We start from the raw sequence: 24,842 nt of genomic DNA, 5'->3' as shown, positions 1-24,842 counted from the left end.
GTGATGGCAGGAAACAGTATTGGACAGGTATTCCGCGTGACCACCTTTGGGGAATCACACGGGCTGGCGCTGGGCTGTATCGTTGATGGCGTACCGCCAGGCATCGAACTGACAGAAGCCGATTTACAGCACGACCTCGACCGTCGTCGCCCGGGCACCTCTCGCTACACCACGCAGCGTCGCGAGCCGGACCAGGTAAAAATTCTCTCCGGCGTCTTTGAAGGCCGCACCACCGGCACCAGCATTGGTCTGCTGATCGAAAACACCGATCAGCGCTCCCAGGACTACGGCGCCATCAAAGACGTCTTCCGTCCGGGCCACGCCGACTACACCTACGAGCAAAAGTACGGCTTCCGCGACTATCGCGGCGGCGGGCGCTCTTCCGCGCGTGAAACCGCGATGCGCGTGGCGGCAGGGGCGATTGCCAAAAAATACCTGCAGCAGAAATTTGGCATCGTTATCCGCGGCTGTCTGACCCAGATGGGCGACATTCCGCTGGCGATCAAGGACTGGGATCAGGTTGAACAAAACCCGTTCTTCTGCGCCGATGCCGACAAGCTTGAGGCGCTGGACGAACTGATGCGCGGCCTGAAAAAAGAGGGCGACTCCATTGGCGCGAAAGTGACCGTGGTGGCCGACGGCGTCCCGGCTGGCTGGGGCGAGCCGGTATTCGACCGTCTCGACGCCGACATTGCCCACGCGCTGATGAGCATCAACGCGGTGAAGGGCGTAGAGATTGGCGACGGCTTTGACGTGGTTCAGCTTCGCGGCAGTCAGAACCGCGATGAAATCACGAAAGCGGGCTTCCAGAGCAACCATGCGGGCGGTATCCTGGGCGGTATCAGCAGCGGGCAGCAGATTGTTGCCAACATCGCGCTGAAGCCAACTTCCAGCATTACCGTGCCGGGCCACACGATTAACCGCGATGGCGAAGAAGTTGAGATGATCACCAAAGGACGTCACGATCCGTGCGTGGGGATCCGCGCGGTGCCGATCGCAGAAGCGATGCTGGCGATCGTGCTGATGGATCACTTCCTGCGCCAGCGCGCGCAGAATGCGGATGTGACGACCACCATTCCACGCTGGTAAACATGAAAAAAACCGCAATTGCTCTGCTGGCGCTGCTTGCCAGTGGAGCCAGTCTGGCCGCCACACCGTGGCAAAAAATCACCCACCCGGTGGCGGGGAGCGCGCAGTCCATTGGCGCCTTTTCCAACGGCTGTATCGTCGGTGCCCAGGAGCTTCCACTCCAGTCTGATACCTATCAGGTGATGCGTACCGACCAGCGTCGTTACTTTGGCCACCCTGACCTGGTGCTGTTCATCCAGCGCCTGGGAAACCAGGTGCATAACCTGGGGCTGGGCACGATGCTGATTGGCGATATGGGGATGCCTGCCGGCGGGCGTTTTAACGGTGGACACGCCAGTCACCAGACCGGACTGGATGTCGATATCTTCCTGCAGCTGCCGAAAACGCGCTGGACCTCCGCCCAACTGCTGAAACCGCAGGCGCTGGATCTGGTGGCGAGCGACGGCAAGCGCGTTGTGCCGTCCCTGTGGACGCGGGACGTATCCAGCATGATCAAGCTGGCGGCAGAAGATAACGACGTCACGCGGATTTTCGTCAACCCGGCCATCAAGCAGCAGCTCTGCCTGGATGCAGGAACCGATCGCGACTGGCTGCGCAAAGTGCGCCCGTGGTTCCAGCATCGTGCGCACATGCACGTTCGTCTGCGCTGCCCGGCGAATAGCCTGGAATGTGAAGATCAGCCACTTCCGCCGCCAGGCGATGGCTGCGGTGCGGAACTGCAAAGCTGGTTTGAACCGGCAAAACCTGGAACCTCTAAGCCTGAGAAGAAGACACCGCCTCCGTTGCCGCCTTCCTGCCAGGCGCTACTGGATGAGCATGTACTTTAATGGATAATTTCGTCGATCTGTTTATGGTGTCACCGCTGCTGCTGGTGGTGCTGTTCTTTGTGGCCATGCTGGCCGGTTTTATCGACGCGCTCGCGGGCGGCGGCGGGTTGTTAACCGTGCCCGCTCTGCTGGCGGCGGGCATGAGCCCGGCGCAGGCGCTTGCCACCAATAAGCTTCAGGCCTGCGGCGGCTCGCTCTCGGCGTCGCTCTATTTTATCCGCCGTAAGGTGGTGAGCCTGGCCGATCAGAAGCTCAATATCCTGATGACCTTTATCGGCTCCACGTCGGGTGCGCTGCTGGTTCAGCACGTGCAGTCCGATATTTTGCGCCAGATCCTGCCGATTCTGGTCATCTGCATCGGGCTTTACTTCCTGCTGATGCCAAAGCTCGGTGAAGAAGACCGCCAGCGTCGTCTGCACGGCCTGCCGTTTGCCCTGATTGCCGGGGGCTGCGTGGGTTTTTACGACGGTTTCTTCGGGCCGGGGGCCGGTTCATTTTACGCGCTGGCGTTCGTGACGCTGGCTGGGTTTAACCTCGCCAAATCCACCGCTCATGCCAAAGTGCTCAACGCGACCTCAAACGTCGGAGGCCTGCTGCTGTTTATCATTGGCGGCAAGGTTATCTGGGCAACCGGGTTTGTGATGATGGCAGGGCAGTTCCTGGGCGCGCGCGCGGGCTCGCGTCTGGTATTAAGCAAAGGACAAAAACTTATTCGCCCGATGATCGTCATCGTCTCGGCCGTAATGAGCGCCAAACTTCTTTATGACAGCCATGGACAGGAGATCCTCACCTGGTTGGGGATGCACTAATGAACAGTACGCATAAATACGAACAGCTGATTGAGATTTTCGACGGCTGTTTTGCTGACGATTTTAATACCCGTCTGATTAAAGGCGACGACGAACCGATCTATCTTCCTGCTGATGCGGAGGTTCCGTATAACCGCATCGTCTTTGCCCACGGCTTTTATGCCAGCGGCTTGCACGAGATTTCGCACTGGTGCATTGCGGGTAAAGCGCGGCGCGAGCTGGTGGACTTCGGTTACTGGTACTGCCCGGACGGACGTGATGCCGCCACTCAGGGCCAGTTTGAAGATGTGGAAGTGAAGCCGCAGGCGCTGGAATGGCTATTCTGCGTCGCGGCGGGTTTCCCGTTCAACGTCAGCTGTGACAACCTCGAAGGCGACTTCGAGCCAGACCGTATCGTCTTCCAGCGCCGCGTTCACGCGCAGGTGATGGAATATCTTGAGAAAGGCATCCCGGAACGTCCGGCACGTCTGATCGAGGCCTTACAGAATTATTACCACACGCCGGTTATCACGGCGGAATGCTTCCCTTGGCCGGAAGATCTTTAACAGAGGAAAGAAGATGATCGCAGAATTTGAATCACGCATTCTGGCGTTAATTGATGACATGGTGGAACATGCCAGCGATGATGAGCTGTTCGCCAGCGGTTATCTGCGTGGTCACCTGACGCTCGCGGTAGCCGAGCTGGAAGCGGGGGACGATCACTCTGCTGATGCCGTTCACGCTGAAGTCACTCGCAGCCTGGAGAAAGCCATTCTGGCCGGGGAGCTCTCTCCGCGCGACCAGTCACTGGTGCTGGGCATGTGGGACAAATTGTTCCAGCAGGCGAAAGCGAAGTAAGTGTTTCACCACCCTCTCCCTGTGGGAGAGGGACGGGTGAGGGCACCAGGCCGCACCTACTTAACCTTCTTCCCCTTCAGCAGTTTCCGTACCCACAAGCGATTCGGATTCAGCCCTGCAAGCGTAACCCTGTCCAGCGGGATCGGCTCGCCGCTCATTTGCGCGGCTAACGCTTCTGCCAGCAGCGGCGCAGAACAGAGCCCACGAGACCCTAATCCACCCAGCATATACAGCTCGGGATAAACCGGCGCGCTTACCGCGTTATCCCGGTTATCAGCCAGATCCTGATAGGCCTCAAGCGTCGCGTCGTAGTCCGGCACATTTCCCGCCATCGGCAGATGATCGCGGGTGGCGCAGCGCACGCCGCAGCGCGCGTCACCCTCGCTGACGTCAACCTCTTTCGCCCACGCCGCATCCGGGAAACAGTCAATCAGGCGCTGGCGGTTCTGGGCCTGATCCGCGTCGCTGTAGCGCATATCCGTTTCGCCACGATGATAGCTGGCCCCGATGCAGTGATGGCCGTTAGACGGATTTTGCGGCGTCAGATAGCCGTCATAGCACAGCACCTGACGCAGTTTGCTCAGTTCGGGCGCGGAAGGAATATGGCTTACCTGGCCTCCGACCGAATAAACCGGCAACGTCTCTGTCTGGATAAACTGGCTGATGTTATGCCCGTTTGCCAGCACAATGCTGGCATGGCTCGCCTCTTTGCCATCGGCAAAACGCAGATTCCAGCGTTCTGTCCGGCTCAACGATTCAACCTTGTGAGCATAATGCGTCGTCAGCCCGCGCGACTGCGCCAGCGCAATGACCGCCGCTGTCAGTTCAGCCGGGCACAGCCAGCCGCCGAGCGGATACTGAATGCCCCCACATCCGGTTTCCACGCCAGCGGTGTCTGCCACCTCTTGCGCACTTACCGCGCGGGCAATCTCGTCAGGCAGACCCAGCGACAGCATCTGCGTGATTTTTTGCTGGCTCTTTTCATCCCAGCCGAGCTGCGTGACGCCGCACCAGTCATGATCGAACGCCACCGGCAGGGCGTCGTACAGGCGACGAGCGAAGGTAAACGCCGCGGGGAAAAACTGGAACAGGGCCGGATCGTGCGCGCTTAAAAGCGGGTAGAGCGCCCCCTGACGGTTACCGGACGCTCCACAGGCGGGTGCGTCGTCAGCGCAGTAGAGCGTGACCTGCCAGCCGCGGTGGAGAAGCGCGAGGGACAGCAGAGCGCTGGCGATCCCCCCGCCGACTATCGCCACCTCACGGGATGCGCTGGCGCGGCGCGCAAACCAGGGCGCCTGTGCGGGGATGTCCAGCGTCTGCTCCATTCTGCCGACCAGCATGTCGCGCTTGCGGCCAAAACCTTTGGTCTTCTGCATGGTAAAGCCCGCCTCCTGCAGCCCGCGGCGGACAAAGCCTGCCGAGGTGAAGGTGGCAAGCGTCGCGCCAGGACGCGCCAGCCGCGCCATCGCGCTAAACAGATGCTGGCTCCACATGTCCGGGTTTTTGGCGGGGGCAAAGCCGTCAAGGAACCACGCGTCCACCGTCTGATTCATCGAATCGTCGAGGGTATCGGTCAGGTCATTGATGTCGCCAAGCCATAAATCCAGCGTCACGCGTCCATCGTCCAGAATCAGACGATGGCAGCCGCCGATGTGGGGCGGCCACTGCGCCTGAAGCTGCTCCGCCCAGGCAGCAAGCTCTGGCCAGCGCTGATGGGCGAGCCGCAGATCGTGCGCGGTCAGCGGGAATTTTTCGAAACTGATGAAATGTAATCTTTGTAGCGTAGCCTCAGGGTGGGCAGCGTGAAACTGGTTAAACGCCTGCCAGAGGGTTAAAAAATTCAGCCCGGTGCCGAATCCACTTTCCGCGACCACAAACAGGCTCCGCGGATGCTCCGGGAAGCGGGTGCTGAGCTGGTTTCCGTCGAGGAAAACATAGCGAGTTTCTTCGAGTCCGTTATCATTAGAAAAATAGACGTCATCAAAATCTCGGGAAACAGGTGTACCCTCAGCGTTGAATTCGAGGTTGGCGGGTTGTATAGCGTTTTGTTTCACGTAAGTTACTCGTCTGACAGGCAGTGGCACGATCTTAACGATGTGAGTCCATCGGTGCAAATTTCCGCAGAAAATGTCTGATCGGACTTGTTCGGCGTACAAGTGTACGCTATTGTGCGACTCGAAACTTACTATAGTGCGACTTACAGAGGTATTGAATGAAACGTGCAGTGATTACTGGCCTGGGCATTGTTTCCAGCATCGGTAATAACCAGCAGGAAGTCCTGGCATCTCTGCGTGAAGGACGCTCCGGGATCACTTTCTCTGAAGAGTTTAAAGATTCAGGTATGCGTAGCCACGTATGGGGTAACGTCAAACTGGACACCACCGGTTTGATTGACCGCAAAGTGGTTCGTTTCATGAACGATGCCTCTATTTATGCTTATCTCTCCATGCAGGAAGCGATCAAAGATTCCGGCCTGAGCGAAGAGGTTTATCAGAACAACCCGCGCGTGGGTCTGATCGCCGGTTCCGGCGGCTCATCAAAAGCGCAGGTATTCGGCGCTGACGCAATGCGAAGCCCGCGTGGTCTGAAAGCAGTAGGTCCGTACGTGGTAACCAAAGCCATGGGTTCTGCGGTTTCCGCGTGCCTGGCGACCCCATTCAAAATCCACGGTGTGAACTACTCCATCAGCTCCGCGTGTGCGACCTCCGCACACTGCATCGGTAATGCTGTTGAGCAGATCCAACTGGGTAAACAGGACATCGTATTTGCTGGCGGCGGCGAAGAGCTGGGCTGGGAAATGGCCTGTGAATTCGACGCGATGGGCGCACTGTCCACCAAATACAATGAAACCCCGGATAAAGCCTCCCGTACCTATGATGCGCACCGTGACGGTTTCGTTATCGCTGGCGGCGGCGGTATGGTTGTGGTTGAAGAGCTGGAGCATGCCCTGGCACGTGGCGCGCACATCTACGCTGAAATCGTGGGCTACGGCGCAACGTCTGACGGCGCCGACATGGTTGCGCCATCCGGCGAAGGCGCGGTGCGCTGCATGAAAATGGCGATGCACGGCGTTGACACCCCAATCGACTACCTGAACTCCCACGGTACCTCTACTCCGGTAGGCGACGTGAAAGAGCTGGGTGCGATCCGTGAAGTCTTCGGCGACAACAGCCCGGCAATCTCCGCGACCAAAGCCATGACCGGTCACTCTCTGGGTGCGGCTGGCGTGCAGGAAGCGATCTACTCTCTGCTGATGCTGGAAAACGGCTTTATCGCGCCAAGCATCAACATTGATGAGATGGACGAGCAGGCTGCAGGCCTGAACATCGTGACCAACCCAACGGACGCGACGCTGACTACCGTCATGTCAAACAGCTTCGGCTTCGGTGGCACCAACGCCACGCTGGTTATGCGTAAGCTGAAAGCATAAGTTTTAGTTTGATTCCGGAAGGGAGCCATAAGGCTCCCTTTTTTTATGCATTGACAAGCGGCTGATCTCACAGGCAAACTTCACCACTCAACATTATCCTCACGATAATGCGTAAGCGTTTAACGTCAACCAACGCACCTTAATCCTGATTATCAGGTAGAGGGGGCGTGGCATTTCCCCGCCTTACTCTTCATTTCGGAGTAAAGCATGACTGCAGTAACTCAAACAGAAACAACCCCTTCAGCGAACGTCTCGCTGTTCCGTATCGCTTTTGCGGTATTTTTGACCTATATGACCGTTGGCCTGCCGCTGCCGGTGATCCCGCTGTTCGTTCATCAGGAGCTGGGCTATGGCAACACCATGGTCGGCATTGCCGTGGGCATTCAGTTTTTAGCCACGGTATTAACCCGCGGTTACGCCGGACGACTGGCGGATCAGCACGGTGCAAAACGCTCGGCGTTACAGGGAATGTTTGCCTGTGGGCTCGCGGGCGGCGCATGGCTGCTGGCGGCTCTTCTGCCGGTAGATGCCGCGTATAAGTTTGCGCTGCTGGTGCTGGGCCGTTTAATCCTTGGCTTTGGTGAAAGCCAGCTGCTGACCGGCACCCTGACGTGGGGAATGGGGCTGGTGGGGCCCGCACGCTCCGGCAAGGTGATGTCCTGGAACGGTATGGCCATCTATGGCGCGCTGGCCGCAGGCGCACCGCTTGGGCTGCTGATCAATAGCCAGTTTGGGTTTGCGGCGCTGGCTGCCACCACCATGGTTTTACCCCTGCTGGCATGGGCGTTTAACGGCTCGGTGCGTAAGGTGCCCGCGCACAAGGGCGAGCGTCCTTCCCTGTGGAGCGTGGTCGGCCAGATCTGGCAGCCGGGTCTTGGCCTGGCGCTGCAGGGCGTGGGTTTTGCGGTGATTGGTACCTTCGTCTCGCTCTATTTTATGAGCCGCGGCTGGGCGATGGCCGGTTTTACGCTCACCGCGTTTGGCGGCGCGTTTGTGCTAATGCGCGTCTTCTTCGGCTGGATGCCGGATCGCTTCGGCGGCGTGAAGGTCGCGGTCGCGTCGCTGATGATAGAGACCGTGGGTCTGCTGCTGCTGTGGAATGCACCCGTGGCCTCCGTTGCGCTGCTTGGCGCGGCGCTGACCGGCTGTGGCTGTTCACTGATCTTCCCGGCGCTCGGTGTTGAAGTCGTGAAGCGCGTGGCCCCGCAGGTGCGCGGCACGGCGCTGGGCGGTTATGCGGCGTTTCAGGATATCTCATACGGGGTAACCGGGCCGCTGGCCGGGGTTTTAGCTACCTCGTTTGGTTATCCGTCCGTCTTCCTGGCCGGTGCGGTTTCTGCGGTGGTGGGGATCGTGGTGACGCTGGTGGCATTTCGCAGGGCTTGAGCCGCTGTAGGCCCGGTAAGCGTAGCGCCACCGGGCAAAAGCTCAGGCAACCAGCCAGAAAATCGCCAGCGCAATCAGTAGCGCAATAAACATCAACCCCGGACGCGCAGAGAGCGTTCTGAACGTCTCGACGACCGGCGAAAACAGCGGGCTGTAGATCGGCTGAATGTTTCTCACCTCCGGCACGCCGCCCTCGCGCTCGGCGCGGCGAACGAAGATTTGATTGAGCAGATCCTGCACCTGCGCGGTGGTCAGTACCGTTTGCGGCGTGGCCTGCCAGTTTTGCTGGGCGTAATCCCGGATAACTTCAAATTCGTGCGGCTCAAGCGGCTGCTTCAGTGCCGCCTGGACGGTATGTAGGGTAGGGGCATTCTGGGTGCTGAGCGTCTGGCGCGCCTGAAGCCAGGTCACCAGATGCGTAAACTGTTTGGCCGGGATCAGCTCACCCGCCTTCACGCCGGACAGCTCCAGCATGGATTGCCAGATAAGCTTCGTCGGTTCGCCGGTGGCCGCAGCCAGCTTCGTCACCATCTGCTTGAGCGTGTTGTGCTCGGCAGGCAGCAGCGGACGCTCGGTCGCCGGGCGCACCTGAGGCTGCGGAATAGACAGCTCGTTGTTCTGCAGCAGGGTCAGCACGGTTTTGAGCTGGTCGGGCGTCAGCTGGCCCAGCGCGGTCTGACCATACTGCTGGCGAATAAAATCACTCACCGCCTGGCGGTTATTGCCCTGGCCCAGCAGCTCCGTCAGCTGAGAAACAATCTGGCGCGTGGTGTGATTCTGCTGCGCGGTCGTAATACGCTGGTTCAGGTTTTGTTCGGCCGCAGGGAAATGGCGCGACTGCAGCGGTGCGTCGTTCCTCACGCCTAAATCATGCTTTACCCCGGCCCAGACTTCCGCGTTTTGCTGCGAAGTCAGCGCAATCAGGCGCGTAATCAGTCGCTCCAGCACGGTGCGCTGTTGCGTGGATAGCGGTTGTTCACCGGCAACGTTTGGCGTGACGGGGCCTTCACCCGGAGGGCGTGGCGGCGTACCTGAAATGGGCTGCATCGTCAAAAATCCTTAAAGTCAAAACTCAGCGTAAACCTGGCGAACGTATATGCCTGGCGGCCAGATTATGGCACACTTGGCAGGTTTTCTTCCTCTCAAACAGGTACTCAGACGTGAAAATCCTCGTTGATGAAAATATGCCTTATGCCCGTGAGCTGTTTAGCCGCCTGGGTAACGTTAAGGCTGTCCCTGGTCGCCCGATCCCGGTCAACGAACTGGATGACGCCGACGCGCTGATGGTGCGCTCGGTGACCAAAGTAAATGAGGCGTTGCTCGCCGGTAAGGCGGTTAAGTTCGTCGGGACCGCAACGGCAGGGACCGATCATGTGGATGAGCAATGGCTGAAGCTGGCCGGAATCGGTTTTTCCGCCGCGCCGGGCTGTAACGCCATAGCCGTCGTGGAATACGTCTTCTCCTCGCTGCTGATGCTGGCCGAGCGCGACGGTTTTGCCCTAAAAGACCGCACCGTGGGGATTGTCGGCGTGGGTAACGTCGGCGGGCGCCTGCAAAAGCGCCTTGAAGCCTTAGGGATCCGCACGCTGCTGTGCGATCCGCCGCGTAAAGACAACGGTGATGACGGCGATTTCCGCTCGCTGGATGAGCTGGTCGAACAGTGTGACGTGCTGACTTTCCACACGCCGCTGTTTAAAGAGGGGCCGTATAAGTCGCTGCATCTTGCTGACGAGGCGCTGATCCGTCGTCTGAAGGCTGGCACTATTCTGATAAATGCCTGCCGTGGTCCGGTGGTAGATAACGCCGCGCTGCTGACGTGTCTGAACGAAGGACAAGACATCAGGGTGGTGCTGGACGTCTGGGAGCCGGAGCCGGATCTCAACGTTGAACTGCTTAACAAGGTGGACGTGGGCACGGCGCATATCGCTGGTTACACCCTCGAGGGGAAAGCGCGCGGCACGACGCAGGTCTTCGAAGCCTTCAGCGCTTTTATTGGCCATCCGCAGCAGGTGGCGCTGGATACCTTACTCCCCGCGCCTGAATTTGGCCGCATTACCCTGCACGGCCCGCTCGATCAGGCAACGCTGAAAAGGCTGGTGCATTTGGTGTATGATGTGCGCCGCGATGATGCGCTGCTGCGTAAAGTGGCGGGGAGCCCGGGTGAGTTTGATAAGCTGCGCAAGAACTACGTTGAGCGCCGCGAGTGGTCTTCCCTGTATGTAATATGCGACGACGCCCCGGCGGCGACGCTGCTGCACAAGCTGGGGTTTAACGCCGTTCATCACCCGGCGCATTAATGTCTTCTTAATGCTCCCTGTCGGATACTCCGACAGGGACGCTTTTTTATTTCTGGAGTAAACCACCATGTCTGAAGGCTGGAACATTGCCATTTTAGGTGCCACGGGTGCCGTGGGCGAAGCCCTGCTCGAAACCCTTGCTGAGCGTCAGTTCCCGGTGGGCGATATCTATGCGCTGGCGCGTACCGACAGCGCAGGTGAGCATCTGCGTTTTAACTGTAAATCCGTCATGGTTCAGGACGCGGCCGCGTTCGACTGGACGCAGGCGCAGCTGGCGTTTTTCGCCGCGGGCGCTGAAGCCACTGCGGCGTACGTTGAAGAGGCGACTAACGCAGGCTGCCTGGTGATCGACCTGAGCGGTCTGTTCTCAATGGAGCCGGATGTGCCGCTGGTGGTGCCGGACGTGAACCCGTTTGTGCTGGCTGACTACCGCAACCGTAACGTCATTGCGGTGCCGAACAGCCTCACCAGCCAGCTGCTGACCGCCCTGAAACCGCTAATCGATGACGGCGGCCTGTCGCGCATTTCCGTGACCAGCCTGCTGTCCGCGTCCGCGAACGGTAAAAAGGCCGTTGACGCGCTGGCCGGGCAGAGCGCGAAGCTGCTGAACGGTATCCCGATTGACGAAGATGATTTTTTTGGCCGCCAGCTGGCGTTCAACATGCTGCCGCTGCTGCCGGATCGCGAGGGCTCCGTGCGCGAAGAGCGCCGTATCGTCGATGAAGTGCGTAAAATTCTGCAGGACGATGGCCTGACGATCTCCGCGAGCGTCGTGCAGTCTCCGGTCTTCTACGGCCACGCGCAGATGGTCGGCTTTGAAGCTCTCCGTCCGCTGGCGGCAGAAGAGGCGCGCGACGCGTTTGGCCGCGGTGAAGACATCGTGCTCTCTGAAGAGAGCGAGTTCCCGACGCAGGTTGGTGATGCCACCGGTAGCGCGCATCTTTCCGTTGGCTGCGTGCGTAACGATTACGGGATGCCGGAGCAGGTTCAGTTCTGGTCCGTTGCCGATAACGTTCGCTTCGGCGGCGCGCTGATGGCGGTCAAAATCGCTGAAAAACTGGTGCAGGAGTACCTGTACTGATGTCAGACGTGGAACAAAAGCCAGTTCATAAAATTGCCCTCGGTATTGAGTACGATGGCAGTAAATATTATGGCTGGCAGCGTCAGAATGAGGTGCGCAGCGTCCAGGAGAAGCTGGAGAAAGCGCTCTCTCAGGTGGCAAACGAGCCGATTAACGTCCTGTGCGCGGGACGTACGGACGCGGGAGTTCACGGCACCGGACAGGTGGTGCACTTTGAAACCACCGCCGTGCGTAAGGATGCCGCCTGGACGCTGGGTGTAAATGCGAATTTGCCTGGTGACATTGCGGTGCGTTGGGTAAAAGCTGTGCCGGATGATTTTCACGCGCGCTTCAGCGCCACGGCGCGTCGCTACCGTTATGTCATCTACAACCAGCGCCTGCGTCCTGCGGTGTTAAGCCAGGGCGTGACGCATTTTTATGAACCGCTTGATGCAGAACGTATGCATCGCGCGGCGCAGTGTCTGATTGGTGAAAATGACTTTACGTCGTTTCGTGCGGTGCAGTGTCAGTCCCGCACGCCGTGGCGCAACGTCATGCACATAAACGTCAGCCGTTTTGGCGCGTATGTGGTGGTGGATATCAAAGCCAATGCCTTTGTACATCATATGGTTCGGAATATTGTGGGCAGCCTGATGGAAGTGGGTGCCGGACACCAGCCGGAGAGCTGGATTGCAGACCTGCTGGCAGCGAAGGACAGAACGCTTGCGGCAGCCACGGCGAAAGCGGAAGGATTGTATCTGGTCTCAGTAGACTATCCGGATCGATTTGACCTGCCGAAACCGCCAATGGGTCCGCTGTTTTTAGCGGACTAAACAAAGGTGCAATTAGGGCTTAGACAATATGGACGTAATACGTTTTCTGATTGATTTCATTCTGCATATTGATGTTCACCTGGCGGAGCTGGTCGCGCAGTATGGCGTCTGGGTTTACGCCATACTGTTCCTCATTCTGTTTTGTGAAACCGGTCTGGTCGTTACCCCATTCCTGCCAGGAGATTCACTGCTGTTCGTGGCCGGGGCGTTATCGGCGCTGCCCACTAACGATCTGAACGTGCATCTTATGGTTGTGCTGATGGTGATTGCCGCCATTGTCGGTGATGCGGTCAACTATACGATTGGACGAGTGTTCGGTGAACGGCTTTTCAGCAATCCTGATTCCAAAATTTTCCGTCGCAGCTATTTAGATAAAACCCATGCGTTTTATGAACGCCATGGCGGTAAAACCATTATCCTTGCGCGTTTTGTGCCTATTGTGCGCACATTTGCACCGTTTGTGGCGGGAATGGGGCATATGTCCTATCGTCATTTTGCGGCATACAACGTGGTTGGCGCGCTGCTGTGGGTACTGCTGTTTACCTACGCAGGCTATCTGTTTGGCGATCTCCCGGTGGTGCAGGAAAACCTTAAGTTACTGATTGTAGCGATTATTGTGCTTTCCGTACTGCCTGGCGTTATCGAAATCATTCGTCACAAACGTGCGGCGGCAAAACAAGCGAAGTAAATGCACACTGGCGGTTCGACCACTTTTTTATCCAAAGTTTCGGGCTGTTATGTTTTAATGTGCAACATTCATGGTCTGTTGGAGGCAAAAATGGCATTATTCGCCTCTTATAGCAAAACTGGCATACGACCAGGTTCAGGCAGAAAGGTTATCAATGAGCTGGATTGAACGAATTAAAAGCAACATTACCCCAACGCGCAAAGCGAGCATTCCTGAAGGGGTATGGACGAAGTGTGATAGCTGCGGTCAGGTTCTTTATCGCGCAGAGCTGGAGCGCAACCTTGAGGTGTGTCCGAAGTGTGACCACCATATGCGTATGTCGGCGCGCAACCGCCTGCATAGCCTGCTGGACGAAGGCTCTCTGGTAGAGCTGGGTAGCGAACTCGAGCCAAAAGACGTGCTGAAGTTCCGCGATTCCAAAAAATACAAAGATCGTCTGGCCTCTGCACAGAAAGAGACCGGCGAGAAAGACGCGCTGATCGTCATGAAAGGCACCCTGCATGAGATGCCGGTTGTCGCCGCTGCCTTTGAGTTCTCCTTTATGGGCGGCTCAATGGGCTCCGTGGTCGGTGCGCGCTTCGTGCGTGCCGTTGAGCAGGCGCTGGAAGACAACTGTCCGCTGATCTGCTTCTCTGCCTCCGGCGGCGCGCGTATGCAGGAAGCGCTGATGTCGCTGATGCAGATGGCGAAAACCTCTGCTGCGCTGGCGAAAATGCAGGAGCGCGGTCTTCCGTACATCTCCGTGCTGACCGACCCAACCATGGGCGGCGTCTCCGCGAGCTTCGCGATGCTGGGCGACCTGAACATCGCTGAGCCAAAAGCGCTGATCGGCTTTGCGGGTCCTCGCGTTATCGAGCAAACCGTTCGTGAAAAGCTGCCGCCGGGCTTCCAGCGCAGTGAGTTCCTCATTGAGAAAGGCGCTATCGATATGATCGTCCGCCGTCCGGAAATGCGCCTGAAGCTGGCGAGCATCCTGGCGAAGCTGATGAATCTGCCAGCGCCGAACCCGGATGAGCCGCGCGAAGGCGTGGTGGTACCGGATCAGGAACCCGAGGCCTGATAACTGAAAAGGGCAGGGCCGGTTGGCGCTGCCCTTTTGCTTTCTAATCTGTTAATGACAACCGGGCATTATGGAAAATAAAAGCATTCCCCAAGCCACGTCGCCCCTGGCCGCGTGGCTTTCTTATCTGGAAAACCTGCACAGTAAAACCATCGATATGGGGCTTGAGCGCGTAAGCCAGGTCGCCGCGCGTCTTGATGTGCTCAAACCGGCACCTTTTGTGTTTACCGTCGCGGGCACCAACGGTAAAGGCACCACCTGCCGCACGCTGGAATCTGTCCTGATGGCTGCGGGTTACAGAGTAGGCGTGTACAGCTCTCCACACCTGGTCCGCTACACCGAGCGGGTTCGCGTGCAGAACAGCGAGCTGCCGGAATCGGCGCATACGGCGTCGTTCGCGGAAATTGAAGCCGCGCGCGGTGAGATCTCATTAACCTATTTTGAATACGGTACGCTTTCCGCGCTGTGGCTGTTTAGGCAGGCGCAGCTGGATGTGCTGATCCTTGAGGTTGGCCTCGGCGGACGTCTTGATGCGACCAATATGGTGGATGCGGACGTGGCGGTGGTCACCAGCATCGCGCTGGACCATATCGACTGGCTGGGGCCGGATCGTGAAAGCATTGGCCGCGAGAAGGCCGGTATTTTCCGGGCGAATAAACCTGCCGTGGTCGGCGATCCGGACATGCCGCACACCATTGCTGACGTGGCAAACGAGAAGGGCGCGCGTCTGCTGCGCCGCGGCGTTGACTGGCAATATGAGGTTCAGGATAACGGCTGGCGCTTTAGCGATGCGCAGGGCACGCTTGACCACCTGCCGCTGCCGCAGGTGCCGCAGCCGAACGCGGCAACCGCGCTGGCGGCACTGCGCGCCAGCGGATTAGCGGTCAGCGAGCAGGCGATCCGCGACGGCATTCAGAGCGCAATTCTGCCCGGGCGTTTCCAGATTGTCAGCGAATCACCGCGCCTGATTCTGGACGTGGCGCATAACCCGCATGCGGCGGCGTATCTCGCGGGACGTCTCAAATCGTTACCAAAAACCGGGCGCGTGCTGGCGGTTATCGGTATGCTTCATGATAAAGATATCGGCGGGACGCTGGCCTGCATGGAGACTGTGGTCGATAGCTGGTATTGTGCTCCTCTGGAAGGGCCGCGCGGCGCGACGGCTGAGCAGTTGATGGAACATCTCGGCAAAGGCGCAATCTATAGTAGCGTGGCTCATGCCTGGCATGCCGCGATGGCGGATGCTAAACCAGAAGATACCGTGCTGGTGTGTGGTTCATTCCACACGGTGGCACATGTCATGGAAGTGATGGACGCGGGGAGAACCGGTGGCGAGTAAGTTTCAGAACCGTTTAACAGGAACCATTGTGCTGGTCGCGCTCGGGGTGATTATTCTCCCCGGGCTGCTCGACGGGCAGAAAAAGCATTATCAGGATGAGTTTGCCGCTATTCCGCTGGTGCCGAAGCCGGGTGACCGCGATGAGCCGGATATGCTGCCCGCGGCGACGCAGGCGCTGCCTGCCCAGCCGCCGGAAGGGGCGGCGGAAGAGGTGCGGGCAGGCGATGCCGCCGCACCGTCACTCGATCCGTCTCGCCTGGCGGCAGCGAGCAGCAGCGATATCGATCCGGTGCCGGTAGAGCAGCCTAAACCTGTGGAAAAACCGAAGCCGGTTGAGAAGCCGCAGCCGAAACCCCAGCAACAGCCACAGCGGGATAAAGCAGCGGAGCAGCTGGCTGCCGCATCAGAAACCCCTCCGCCGGCAAAACAGGACGCGGCACCGACCGGAAAAGCGTACGTTGTGCAGCTCGGCGCGCTGAAAAACGCCGATAAGGTCAACGAGGTCGTGAGCAAACTGCGCAGTGCGGGATATCGTGTTTACACTTCACCTTCCACGCCGGTGCAGGGTAAAATTACCCGCATCCTCGTGGGGCCAGAAGCGTCCAAAGATAAGCTTAAAGGTTCGCTGGGCGAGCTGAAGCAGATCTCCGGCCTGAGCGGCGTGGTGATGGGCTACAGCGCGAACTAAGTACGACCTGCTCCTTAAAGAGAGAGGCGATAAGCCACGGCGTTGAACATTTTTTCAGCGCCTTTTTTATTTACGCGCGGGAAGGAAATCCCTACGCAAACGTTTTCTTTTTCTGTTAGAATTCGCCCCGAACTGGATGACAGGGCGTTTAATCGTGGGACACATATGGTCTGGATTGATTACGCCATCATTGCGGTGATTGGTTTTTCCTGTCTGGTTAGCCTGATCCGTGGCTTTGTTCGTGAAGCGTTATCGCTGGTGACTTGGGGTTGTGCTTTCTTTGTCGCCAGTCATTACTACACTTACCTGTCTGTCTGGTTCACGGGCTTTGAAGATGAACTGGTCCGAAATGGAATCGCTATCGCGGTGCTGTTTATCGCAACGCTGATTGTCGGCGCTATCGTGAATTACGTGATAGGTCAGCTGGTCGAGAAAACCGGTCTGTCAGGAACGGACAGGGTACTCGGGATCTGTTTCGGGGCGTTGCGAGGCGTGCTGATTGTGGCCGCGATCCTGTTCTTCCTGGATACCTTTACCGGGTTCTCCAAAAGTGAAGACTGGCAGAAATCGCAGCTCATTCCAGAGTTCAGCTTCATCATCAGATGGTTCTTTGACTATCTGCAAAGCTCGTCGAGTTTTTTGCCCAGGGCATAAACCCTGAGATGTGGCTTAACGAGGAAAAGACGAATGTGCGGTATTGTCGGTATCGCCGGTTTCATGCCGGTAAACCAGTCGATTTATGACGCGTTAACGGTGCTTCAGCACCGTGGGCAGGATGCTGCGGGTATCATCACCATTGATGCAAACAACTGCTTCCGTTTACGCAAGGCGAATGGCCTGGTAAACGATGTGTTTGAAGCCCGCCATATGCAGCGTCTGCAAGGTAATATGGGGATCGGTCACGTTCGTTATCCAACTGCTGGCAGTTCCAGCGCCTCTGAGGCACAGCCTTTCTACGTCAACTCACCGTATGGCATCACCCTTGCTCATAACGGCAACCTGACCAACGCGCATGAGCTGCGTAAAAAGCTGTTCGAAGAGAAACGTCGCCACATTAACACCACCTCTGATTCTGAAATCCTGCTCAATGTGTTCGCCAGCGAGCTGGATAACTTCCGTCATTACCCGCTGGAAGCAGACAACATCTTTGCTGCGATTGCCGCGACCAACCGCCAGATCCGCGGCGCGTACGCCTGCGTGGCGATGATTATCGGTCACGGCATGGTGGCCTTCCGCGATCCAAACGGCATTCGTCCGCTGGTGCTCGGCAAACGCGACCTCGGCGATGGCCGTACCGAATATATGGTTGCCTCTGAGAGCGTGGCGCTGGATACCCTGGGCTTTGAGTTCCTGCGCGACGTTGCGCCGGGCGAAGCGGTTTATATCACCGAGAAGGGCCAGCTGTTTACCCGTCAGTGTGCCGACAACCCGGTCAGCAACCCGTGCCTGTTTGAATACGTTTACTTTGCCCGTCCGGACTCCTTCATCGACAAGATTTCCGTCTACAGCGCGCGCGTGAACATGGGCACCAAGCTGGGCGAGAAGATTGCCCGCGAGTGGGACGATCTCGACATCGACGTGGTGATTCCTATCCCGGAAACCTCCTGCGATATCGCGCTGGAAATCGCCCGCATTCTGGACAAGCCATACCGTCAGGGCTTCGTGAAGAACCGCTACGTTGGCCGCACCTTTATCATGCCGGGCCAGCACCTGCGCCGTAAGTCCGTGCGCCGCAAGCTGAACGCCAACCGCGCTGAATTCCGCGACAAGAACGTTCTGCTGGTGGATGACTCCATCGTTCGCGGCACCACCTCTGAGCAGATCATCGAGATGGCGCGCGAAGCGGGCGCGAAGAAAGTCTACCTGGCCTCTGCTGCGCCGGAGATTCGCTTCCCGAACGTGTACGGCATCGATATGCCAACCGCCAACGAGCTGATCGCTCACGGCCGTGAAGTGGATGAGATTCGCCAGATCATCGGTGCCGACGGCCTGATTTTCCAGGATCTGAACGACCTCATCGACGCGGTGCGTGCCGAGAACCCGGAAATTCAGCAGTTCGAATGCTCCGTGTTCAACGGTATTTACGTGACCAAAGACGTTGACCAGCAGTACCTCGACTATCTTGATTCGCTGCGCAACGACGATGCGAAAGCCGTCCAGCTGCAGAACGATCTCGAAAGCTTAGAGATGCATAACGAAGGTTGATGCTCCGGCAGGTGAGGGCGAATGCCCTCACTTGCAACTCCCCGCAAAATCCTGCACAGTCTGCCCTGAAATCAGTAAGGGCGAAAATCATGAAACGACTCATTGTTGGGCTCAGCGGCGCCAGCGGCGCGATTTACGGCGTACGTCTGTTACAGGTTCTACGTAACGTGGCGGAAGTCGAGACCCATCTGGTGATGAGCCAGGCGGCGCGGCAGACCCTCTCTCTGGAAACCGAACTCTCCCTGCGCGATGTCCAGGCGCTGGCGGACGTGGTTCACGATGCCCGTGATATCGCCGCCAGCATCTCCTCAGGCTCGTTTAAAACGGCCGGCATGGTTATCCTGCCCTGTTCCATTAAAACGCTCTCCGGCATTGTGAACAGCTATACCGACACCCTGGTGACGCGCGCGGCGGATGTGGTGCTGAAGGAGCGTCGTCCTCTGGTGCTCTGCGTGCGGGAAACGCCGCTGCACCTCGGCCATCTGCGTTTAATGACCCAGGCCGCCGAGCTTGGGGCCGTCATCATGCCGCCGGTACCGGCGTTTTATCATCGCCCGACCTCGCTGGATGACGTGATTAATCAGACCGTTAACCGCGTGCTGGATCAGTTTGACATCGACCTGCCTGAAGATCTCTTCACCCGCTGGCAAGGGGCCTGAATCTGTGCACAAACAGAGTGCATGAAAAGAGACGTTGCCCTGTTTCAGGGCAATTATGCAACGGCGATCATATCCTCGACATTTAATTCGTTTTTTCCCTTTTTCTCTTTCCGGTTCGTTCGGCAGACCTGCTATCTTTCACCATTAAGGCAATATCGCAACGTTTTATTAACATATTTAACGTCGAAGTTTTGACCAGACGGCAATGTGGCATAAGACCTGCAAGATGAAGCCTGCAACACAACACACAACACAATACATAATAAAATCACGGTACTTGAGGGTAAATGTATGAAGAAGACGGTTCTGGCTCTGTCTTTGCTCGTGGGGTTAAGTGCGGCGGCAGGTAGCTACGCAGCGCTTCCACAGACGGTTCGTATCGGTACAGACGCAACCTACGCGCCATTCTCTTCCAAGGATGCGAAAGGCGATTTCGTGGGGTTTGATATCGATCTGGGAAATGAAATGTGCAAACGCATTGCGGTGAAATGCACATGGGTGGGCAGCGACTTTGACGCGTTAATCCCGTCGCTGAAAGCCAAGAAAATCGATGCCATTATCTCTTCTCTCTCCATCACTGAAAAACGCCAGCAGGAGATTGCCTTCTCTGACAAGCTCTACGCTGCGGATTCGCGTCTGATTGCCGCGAAAGGTTCCCCGATTAAGCCCACCATCGACTCGCTGAAAGGCAAACACGTCGGCGTGCTTCAGGGATCGACGCAGGAAGGTTATGCCAATGCGACCTGGCGTGAGAAGGGCGTAGACGTGGTGGCTTACCAGAACCAGGATCTGATTTACTCTGACCTGGCCGCAGGCCGTCTGGATGCGGCATTCCAGGATGAAGTCGCCGCGAGCGAAGGCTTCCTGAAGCAGCCTGCGGGTAAAAGCTATGCATTTGCTGGCCCGTCGGTAAAAGACAAAAAATACTTTGGTGACGGCACCGGTATTGGCCTGCGCAAGGATGATACCGAGCTGAAAGCCGCCTTCGACAAAGCCTTTGCAGAGCTGCGTAAAGACGGTACTTACGACAAACTGGCGAAGAAATACTTCGACTTCAACGTATACGGTGAATAATACCTGACGCTAACGCACCGAAAAGGTGCGTTACGGGAGCGGTTGACCCAGTACGGTGCATGTGTTGCACCGTATTGGATCGCTTTGTGCATACTTACGCATTTATAATGCAAAAATTCCCGCCTGAAGGGCATTAGTCTTTGCCTGACAGAGGGGATTAATGGCACATTAGCACCAGCCCGTCGTCGTAAAAATCCCGTATGAAGACAGTTTGTTGAGGATAAATATGAAAAAACTCGTGTTGTCACTATCTCTGGTACTGGCCTTTTCCAGCGCCACCGCGGCATTCGCAGCCATTCCGCAGAAAATCCGAATTGGTACCGATCCAACCTATGCGCCGTTCGAATCGAAGAATTCAAAGGGGGAACTTGTCGGTTTTGACATCGATCTGGCCAATGAGCTGTGCAAACGCATCAAAGCACAGTGTACCTACGTTGAGAACCCCCTGGATGCGCTGATCCCGTCCCTGAAAGCGAAAAAAATCGACGTAATTATGTCCTCACTCTCCATCACCGAAAAACGCCAGCAGGAGATTGCCTTCACCGACAAACTCTACGCGGCCGATTCTCGTCTTGTAGTGGCTAAAGCTTCTGACATTCAGCCAACGCTGGAGTCGCTGAAAGGCAAACGCGTCGGCGTGCTGCAGGGCACCACGCAGGAAACCTACGGCAACGAACACTGGGCGCCGAAGGGGATTGAAATCGTCTCCTATCAGGGCCAGGAAAATATCTACGCTGACCTGACGGCAGGCCGAATTGATGCGGCATTCCAGGATGAAGTCGCGGCAAGCGAAGGCTTCCTGAAAACGCCGGTGGGTAAAGATTACAAGTTTGGCGGCCCGTCAATTAAGGACGTGAAGTTGTTTGGTGTGGGCACCGGTATGGGCCTGCGCAAAGAAGACAACGAGCTGCGTGAAGCGCTGAACAAAGCGTTCGCTGAAATGCGCGCTGACGGTACCTACGACAAACTGGCGAAAAAGTACTTTGATTTTAATGTTTACGGTGGCTAATCGCCCCGTCATATAACGTGCGGCCCCTCCCGCTGCGGGAGGGGAAAAGACACGGTTCCACCACTCACGATACGACAGGGCTCGCGGTATGCTGTACGGATTTTCTGGCGTTATTTTACAGGGCGCGCTTGTCACCCTTGAGCTGGCTATCAGCTCCGTGGTGCTGGCGGTGCTGATAGGTCTGGCAGGCGCAGGGGCGAAGCTTTCAGCTAACAAACCGCTGGCGCTCATATTTGAAGGCTACACCACGCTTATTCGCGGCGTTCCCGATCTGGTGCTAATGCTGCTTATCTTTTACGGTCTGCAGATTGCGCTGAACAGCGTAACGGACGCGATGGGCATGGGACAAATTGATATCGACCCGATGGTGGCCGGTATTATTACCCTCGGTTTTATCTACGGTGCCTACTTCACCGAAACCTTCCGCGGTGCCTACATGGCCGTGCCGAAAGGCCACATTGAGGCGGCAACCGCATTTGGTTTTACCTCTTCACAAACGTTTCGTCGAATTATGTTCCCGGCCATGATGCGCTATGCGCTGCCGGGTATCGGCAACAACTGGCAGGTTATCCTCAAAGCGACAGCGCTGGTCTCGCTGCTCGGCCTGGAAGACGTCGTGAAAGCGACTCAGCTGGCGGGTAAGAGCACCTGGGAGCCGTTCTACTTTGCGGTGGTCTGTGGCGTGATTTATCTGGTCTTTACGACCGCCTCCAATGGTGTGCTGCTTCTGCTCGAGCGTCGCTACTCCGTGGGTGTGAAGAGGGCTGACCTGTGATTGAGATTATTCAGGAATACTGGAAATCGCTGCTGTGGACGGATGGCTACCGCTTTACCGGCGTGGCGATTACCCTCTGGCTGCTGATCTCCTCCGTGGTGATGGGCGGTATTCTGGCGGTGTTTCTTGCCATTGGCCGCGTGTCGAACAATAAATTTATCCAGTTCCCGATCTGGCTGTTCACCTACGTGTTTCGCGGTACGCCGCTGTACGTGCAGCTGCTGGTGTTCTATTCGGGGATGTACACGCTTGAGATCGTAAAAGGCACTGAGATGCTGAACGCGTTCTTCCGCAGCGGCCTGAACTGTACGGTGCTGGCGTTGACGCTCAACACCTGCGCCTACACCACCGAGATTTTCGCCGGGGCAATTCGCTCTGTTCCTTACGGCGAGATTGAAGCGGCGCGCGCGTACGGCTTTTCCTCGGTGAAACTTTATCGCTGTATTATTCTACCGTCGGCACTGCGTATAGCGTTACCGGCGTACAGTAACGAAGTGATTTTGATGCTGCACTCCACCGCGCTCGCCTTTACCGCGACGGTGCCGGATCTGCTCAAAATCGCGCGCGATATTAACTCCGCGACCTATCAGCCGTTTACCGCGTTTGGCATTGCGGCGGTGCTCTATTTAATTATCTCTTATGTTCTGATTAGCCTGTTCCGTAAGGCTGAAAAACGCTGGTTGCAGCATATAAAACCTTCTTCGACGCACTGAGAAAGATGATGGCTGAGAACAAATTAAACGTTATTGATTTGCACAAACGCTACGGCGAACATGAAGTGCTGAAAGGGGTGTCGCTGCAGGCGAATGCGGGCGACGTGATCAGTATCATCGGCTCATCCGGCTCGGGTAAAAGTACCTTCCTGCGCTGCATTAACTTCCTCGAAAAGCCGAGCGAAGGCTCGATTGTGGTGAGCGGGCAGAATATTAACCTGGTCCGTGACAAAGACGGCCAGCTGAAGGTTGCGGATAAACACCAGCTGCGCCTGCTGCGTACGCGCCTGACGATGGTGTTCCAGCACTTCAACCTCTGGAGCCACATGACGGTGCTGGAGAACGTGATGGAAGCACCGATTCAGGTGCTGGGCCTGAGCAAGCAGGAAGCCCGCGAGCGCGCGGTGAAATACCTGGCGAAAGTGGGTATCGACGAGCGCCAGCAGATGAAATATCCGGTGCATCTCTCCGGCGGTCAGCAGCAGCGTGTCTCTATTGCGCGCGCGCTGGCGATGGAGCCCGAAGTGCTGCTGTTCGACGAACCGACTTCCGCGCTGGACCCTGAACTCGTTGGCGAAGTGCTGCGCATCATGCAGAAGCTGGCCGAAGAGGGCAAAACGATGGTGGTGGTGACGCACGAGATGGGCTTCGCCCGTAACGTCTCGAACCACGTTATCTTCCTGCATCAGGGGAAAATTGAAGAGCAGGGGCACCCGGACGAGGTGCTGGCGAACCCGCAAAGCCCGCGCCTGCAGCAGTTCCTGAAAGGGTCGTTGAAGTAGGTTTTAACTTTCCCCCTCTCCCTGTGGGAGAGGGCATCAAGCCGCACCGCACTCCAGCCGATACACCCAGTCGTCATAGCGCACGCCGTCAATCTCATACGCTTTTTCCAGCACCTGCGTGCGCACAAACCCGGCTTTCTCCAGCACCCGCACCGAACCGCCGTTATCTGCCAGCACGTACGCGTTAATCGCTTTCACGCAGGTCTGGTTAAACGCGTAATCACACACCGCGCGCAGCGCCTCGCTGGCGATACCTTTCCCCTGCGCGGCAGGCACAACCGTGTAGCCGATATCGGCCTCTTCACGATTCTCAGGGCTGATTTGCAGGCCAATATCGCCCAGCGGCGTATCGTCCTCAAGAGAGCGGATCACAAAGACATGCTCCGCCATCAGGCGTGCAGCAAACACGCGGCGGGTCTCTTTTTCCGGCGCGATGGCGGCCATGTAGCGCATGATGCGGCGATCTTCTCGCAGCGAGCGGAAGAAGGCCCAGTCAGTGGGTTCGAAAGGAGTGAGGTGAAGCCGGGGAGTGGTTATCGTTGCCATTGTTACGCCATTCCGATGAATTTGGCTTATTACCTTAACACCGGAATGGAACTGGCGAACAGAATGGATTTTGGTGATGGAGGTTAGCGTTTGGTCCTCATCAACTTAGAACGATCAACATAGTTGCCATATTGATCGTAGTAGCGACTGGGTCAGATCGACGCCGCATCTTTTTCTAGTGCCTCCGCGATGATCTTTTCCCCCTTGGGCCACGGCCTGGAGAGCGCGTTTGCAAGCGTAGAAGAACTCAAACCCGCCTGGCGTGAAAGAGCGGCTAGTGAGAGCTTGCGCTTGTGGAGCATGGCGATGATATCCGCTGGGTGCATGTCCTGATCTCTATTCATACATTTTCCTTTATATATGATTTTGTTCAAATTGTAGACATAAATACTAAGTAATACTTAGTACAATTTCAATAACGTGATACCAGAATCATGACTCTACTTCCAGATTTTGAAGAGTCATCATGCTTCCCCATCGACTAAAAGCGGCTCGACTGAAGGCCGGACTATCACAGCAAAAACTTGGGATCCTCGCGGGGATTGATGAAGCGACGGCGAGCGCACGTATGAACCAGTATGAGAAGAGCATTCATACGCCTGACTTTGCGCTGGCGTGCAAGTTGGCGGAGGTGCTTAATATACCGGCCTGTTATTTTTATACTGTTGAGGATGATTTGGCTGAAATTATATTTCACTATTATAAAAAATAAACTATAAATTCTAACTTTAAGGCT

At 57.0% G+C, this 24,842-nt stretch carries 26 protein-coding genes and 1 pseudogene; 23 read left to right on the top strand and 4 right to left on the bottom strand.

Annotated features, from left to right (window positions below; genetic code table 11):
* Positions 1 to 3 precede the first annotated feature (3 nt).
* Genes aroC through F0320_RS15255 form a run of 5 tightly spaced genes read left to right on the top strand, consistent with a single transcriptional unit; the run spans position 4 to position 3,562 of the window.
* On the top strand, positions 4 to 1,089 hold the full coding sequence (gene aroC / locus F0320_RS15275) for a chorismate synthase (RefSeq protein ID WP_045888688.1): 1,086 nt from the start codon (positions 4 to 6) through the stop codon (positions 1,087 to 1,089).
* Between the two features lie 2 nt (positions 1,090 to 1,091).
* On the top strand, positions 1,092 to 1,916 hold the full coding sequence (gene mepA, locus F0320_RS15270) for a penicillin-insensitive murein endopeptidase (RefSeq protein ID WP_024908935.1): 825 nt from the start codon (positions 1,092 to 1,094) through the stop codon (positions 1,914 to 1,916).
* A complete protein-coding gene (locus F0320_RS15265; protein ID WP_032642026.1) occupies positions 1,916 to 2,725 on the top strand; it encodes a sulfite exporter TauE/SafE family protein in 810 nt (269 codons plus the stop codon). Before mepA ends, F0320_RS15265 begins: the two co-directional genes overlap by 1 nt.
* Positions 2,725 to 3,270, top strand: a complete 546-nt coding sequence (locus F0320_RS15260; RefSeq protein WP_033146101.1) for an elongation factor P hydroxylase — start codon at positions 2,725 to 2,727, stop codon at positions 3,268 to 3,270. Before F0320_RS15265 ends, F0320_RS15260 begins: the two co-directional genes overlap by 1 nt.
* Positions 3,271 to 3,283: 13 nt before the next feature.
* Positions 3,284 to 3,562 (top strand): YfcL family protein, encoded by a 279-nt coding sequence (locus tag F0320_RS15255; RefSeq protein ID WP_047652588.1) that lies wholly within the window; start codon positions 3,284 to 3,286, stop codon positions 3,560 to 3,562.
* Positions 3,563 to 3,618: 56 nt separating this feature from the next.
* Here F0320_RS15255 and mnmC read toward each other — a convergent pair whose 3' ends face one another.
* The gene (mnmC, locus tag F0320_RS15250; protein WP_126329834.1) at positions 3,619 to 5,616 is read right to left on the bottom strand and encodes a bifunctional tRNA (5-methylaminomethyl-2-thiouridine)(34)-methyltransferase MnmD/FAD-dependent 5-carboxymethylaminomethyl-2-thiouridine(34) oxidoreductase MnmC; all 1,998 of its coding nucleotides are present in this window, start codon (positions 5,614 to 5,616) and stop codon (positions 3,619 to 3,621) included.
* A 158-nt stretch (positions 5,617 to 5,774) separates the two neighbouring features.
* Between mnmC and fabB the strand changes: the two genes are divergently transcribed.
* On the top strand, positions 5,775 to 6,992 hold the full coding sequence (gene fabB / locus F0320_RS15245; RefSeq protein WP_126329832.1) for a beta-ketoacyl-ACP synthase I: 1,218 nt from the start codon (positions 5,775 to 5,777) through the stop codon (positions 6,990 to 6,992).
* A 207-nt stretch (positions 6,993 to 7,199) separates the two neighbouring features.
* The gene (locus F0320_RS15240; RefSeq protein ID WP_126329830.1) at positions 7,200 to 8,378 is read left to right on the top strand and encodes an MFS transporter; all 1,179 of its coding nucleotides are present in this window, start codon (positions 7,200 to 7,202) and stop codon (positions 8,376 to 8,378) included.
* Positions 8,379 to 8,420: 42 nt separating this feature from the next.
* Here F0320_RS15240 and flk read toward each other — a convergent pair whose 3' ends face one another.
* Positions 8,421 to 9,425, bottom strand: a complete 1,005-nt coding sequence (gene flk / locus F0320_RS15235; protein WP_126329828.1) for a flagella biosynthesis regulator Flk — start codon at positions 9,423 to 9,425, stop codon at positions 8,421 to 8,423.
* A gap of 113 nt (positions 9,426 to 9,538) precedes the next feature.
* Between flk and pdxB the strand changes: the two genes are divergently transcribed.
* The 15 genes from pdxB to hisP all read left to right on the top strand — a co-directional run bounded on the left by pdxB (position 9,539) and on the right by hisP (position 23,560).
* The gene (gene pdxB, locus F0320_RS15230) at positions 9,539 to 10,675 is read left to right on the top strand and encodes a 4-phosphoerythronate dehydrogenase PdxB (RefSeq protein WP_126329826.1); all 1,137 of its coding nucleotides are present in this window, start codon (positions 9,539 to 9,541) and stop codon (positions 10,673 to 10,675) included.
* Between the two features lie 67 nt (positions 10,676 to 10,742).
* Positions 10,743 to 11,756: an aspartate-semialdehyde dehydrogenase gene (locus tag F0320_RS15225; RefSeq protein ID WP_126329824.1), complete on the top strand. Its 1,014-nt coding sequence runs from the start codon at positions 10,743 to 10,745 to the stop codon at positions 11,754 to 11,756.
* Positions 11,756 to 12,568, top strand: coding sequence for a tRNA pseudouridine(38-40) synthase TruA (gene truA / locus F0320_RS15220; RefSeq protein WP_008502600.1), 813 nt, complete (start codon positions 11,756 to 11,758; stop codon positions 12,566 to 12,568). The genes F0320_RS15225 and truA overlap by 1 nt, the downstream gene beginning before the upstream one ends.
* Before the next feature lie 28 nt (positions 12,569 to 12,596).
* Complete coding sequence (locus tag F0320_RS15215; RefSeq protein WP_039263236.1) at positions 12,597 to 13,256, top strand: DedA family protein; 660 nt, start codon at positions 12,597 to 12,599, stop codon at positions 13,254 to 13,256.
* A 154-nt stretch (positions 13,257 to 13,410) separates the two neighbouring features.
* On the top strand, positions 13,411 to 14,316 hold the full coding sequence (gene accD, locus F0320_RS15210) for an acetyl-CoA carboxylase, carboxyltransferase subunit beta (protein WP_003861408.1): 906 nt from the start codon (positions 13,411 to 13,413) through the stop codon (positions 14,314 to 14,316).
* Positions 14,317 to 14,386: 70 nt separating this feature from the next.
* Entirely contained in the window at positions 14,387 to 15,655 is a 1,269-nt protein-coding gene (gene folC / locus F0320_RS15205) for a bifunctional tetrahydrofolate synthase/dihydrofolate synthase (RefSeq protein ID WP_126329820.1), read from the top strand.
* The gene (dedD, locus tag F0320_RS15200; protein WP_047652580.1) at positions 15,645 to 16,343 is read left to right on the top strand and encodes a cell division protein DedD; all 699 of its coding nucleotides are present in this window, start codon (positions 15,645 to 15,647) and stop codon (positions 16,341 to 16,343) included. The genes folC and dedD overlap by 11 nt, the downstream gene beginning before the upstream one ends.
* Before the next feature lie 165 nt (positions 16,344 to 16,508).
* Positions 16,509 to 16,997: a colicin V production protein gene (gene cvpA, locus F0320_RS15195; RefSeq protein WP_000262116.1), complete on the top strand. Its 489-nt coding sequence runs from the start codon at positions 16,509 to 16,511 to the stop codon at positions 16,995 to 16,997.
* 33 nt (positions 16,998 to 17,030) lie between these two features.
* Entirely contained in the window at positions 17,031 to 18,548 is a 1,518-nt protein-coding gene (gene purF, locus F0320_RS15190; protein ID WP_021241570.1) for an amidophosphoribosyltransferase, read from the top strand.
* An 89-nt stretch (positions 18,549 to 18,637) separates the two neighbouring features.
* Positions 18,638 to 19,207, top strand: coding sequence for a UbiX family flavin prenyltransferase (locus F0320_RS15185; protein ID WP_126329818.1), 570 nt, complete (start codon positions 18,638 to 18,640; stop codon positions 19,205 to 19,207).
* 291 nt (positions 19,208 to 19,498) lie between these two features.
* Positions 19,499 to 20,281 (top strand): lysine/arginine/ornithine ABC transporter substrate-binding protein ArgT, encoded by a 783-nt coding sequence (gene argT / locus F0320_RS15180; RefSeq protein WP_126329816.1) that lies wholly within the window; start codon positions 19,499 to 19,501, stop codon positions 20,279 to 20,281.
* 226 nt (positions 20,282 to 20,507) lie between these two features.
* A complete protein-coding gene (hisJ, locus tag F0320_RS15175) occupies positions 20,508 to 21,290 on the top strand; it encodes a histidine ABC transporter substrate-binding protein HisJ (protein WP_023336423.1) in 783 nt (260 codons plus the stop codon).
* 88 nt (positions 21,291 to 21,378) lie between these two features.
* On the top strand, positions 21,379 to 22,065 hold the full coding sequence (locus F0320_RS15170) for a histidine ABC transporter permease HisQ (protein ID WP_023336422.1): 687 nt from the start codon (positions 21,379 to 21,381) through the stop codon (positions 22,063 to 22,065).
* Positions 22,062 to 22,778, top strand: coding sequence for an ABC transporter permease (locus tag F0320_RS15165; protein WP_008502590.1), 717 nt, complete (start codon positions 22,062 to 22,064; stop codon positions 22,776 to 22,778). Before F0320_RS15170 ends, F0320_RS15165 begins: the two co-directional genes overlap by 4 nt.
* Before the next feature lie 8 nt (positions 22,779 to 22,786).
* Positions 22,787 to 23,560, top strand: coding sequence for a histidine ABC transporter ATP-binding protein HisP (gene hisP / locus F0320_RS15160; RefSeq protein WP_023312558.1), 774 nt, complete (start codon positions 22,787 to 22,789; stop codon positions 23,558 to 23,560).
* A gap of 36 nt (positions 23,561 to 23,596) precedes the next feature.
* Here the strand turns inward: hisP and F0320_RS15155 are convergent, their stop codons facing one another.
* Positions 23,597 to 24,106 (bottom strand): GNAT family N-acetyltransferase, encoded by a 510-nt coding sequence (locus F0320_RS15155; RefSeq protein WP_126329814.1) that lies wholly within the window; start codon positions 24,104 to 24,106, stop codon positions 23,597 to 23,599.
* A 155-nt stretch (positions 24,107 to 24,261) separates the two neighbouring features.
* A pseudogene (locus F0320_RS15150) lies at positions 24,262 to 24,450 on the bottom strand (helix-turn-helix domain-containing protein); the annotation flags it as partial.
* 122 nt (positions 24,451 to 24,572) lie between these two features.
* Between F0320_RS15150 and F0320_RS15145 the strand changes: the two are divergent.
* Positions 24,573 to 24,818: a helix-turn-helix transcriptional regulator gene (locus tag F0320_RS15145; RefSeq protein WP_126329812.1), complete on the top strand. Its 246-nt coding sequence runs from the start codon at positions 24,573 to 24,575 to the stop codon at positions 24,816 to 24,818.
* Positions 24,819 to 24,842: the final 24 nt, after the last annotated feature.

Source organism: Enterobacter dykesii (assembly GCF_008364625.2).
Classification (GTDB): Bacteria; Pseudomonadota; Gammaproteobacteria; order Enterobacterales; family Enterobacteriaceae; genus Enterobacter; species Enterobacter dykesii.
This window is presented reverse-complemented; position numbering and strand designations above follow the sequence as displayed.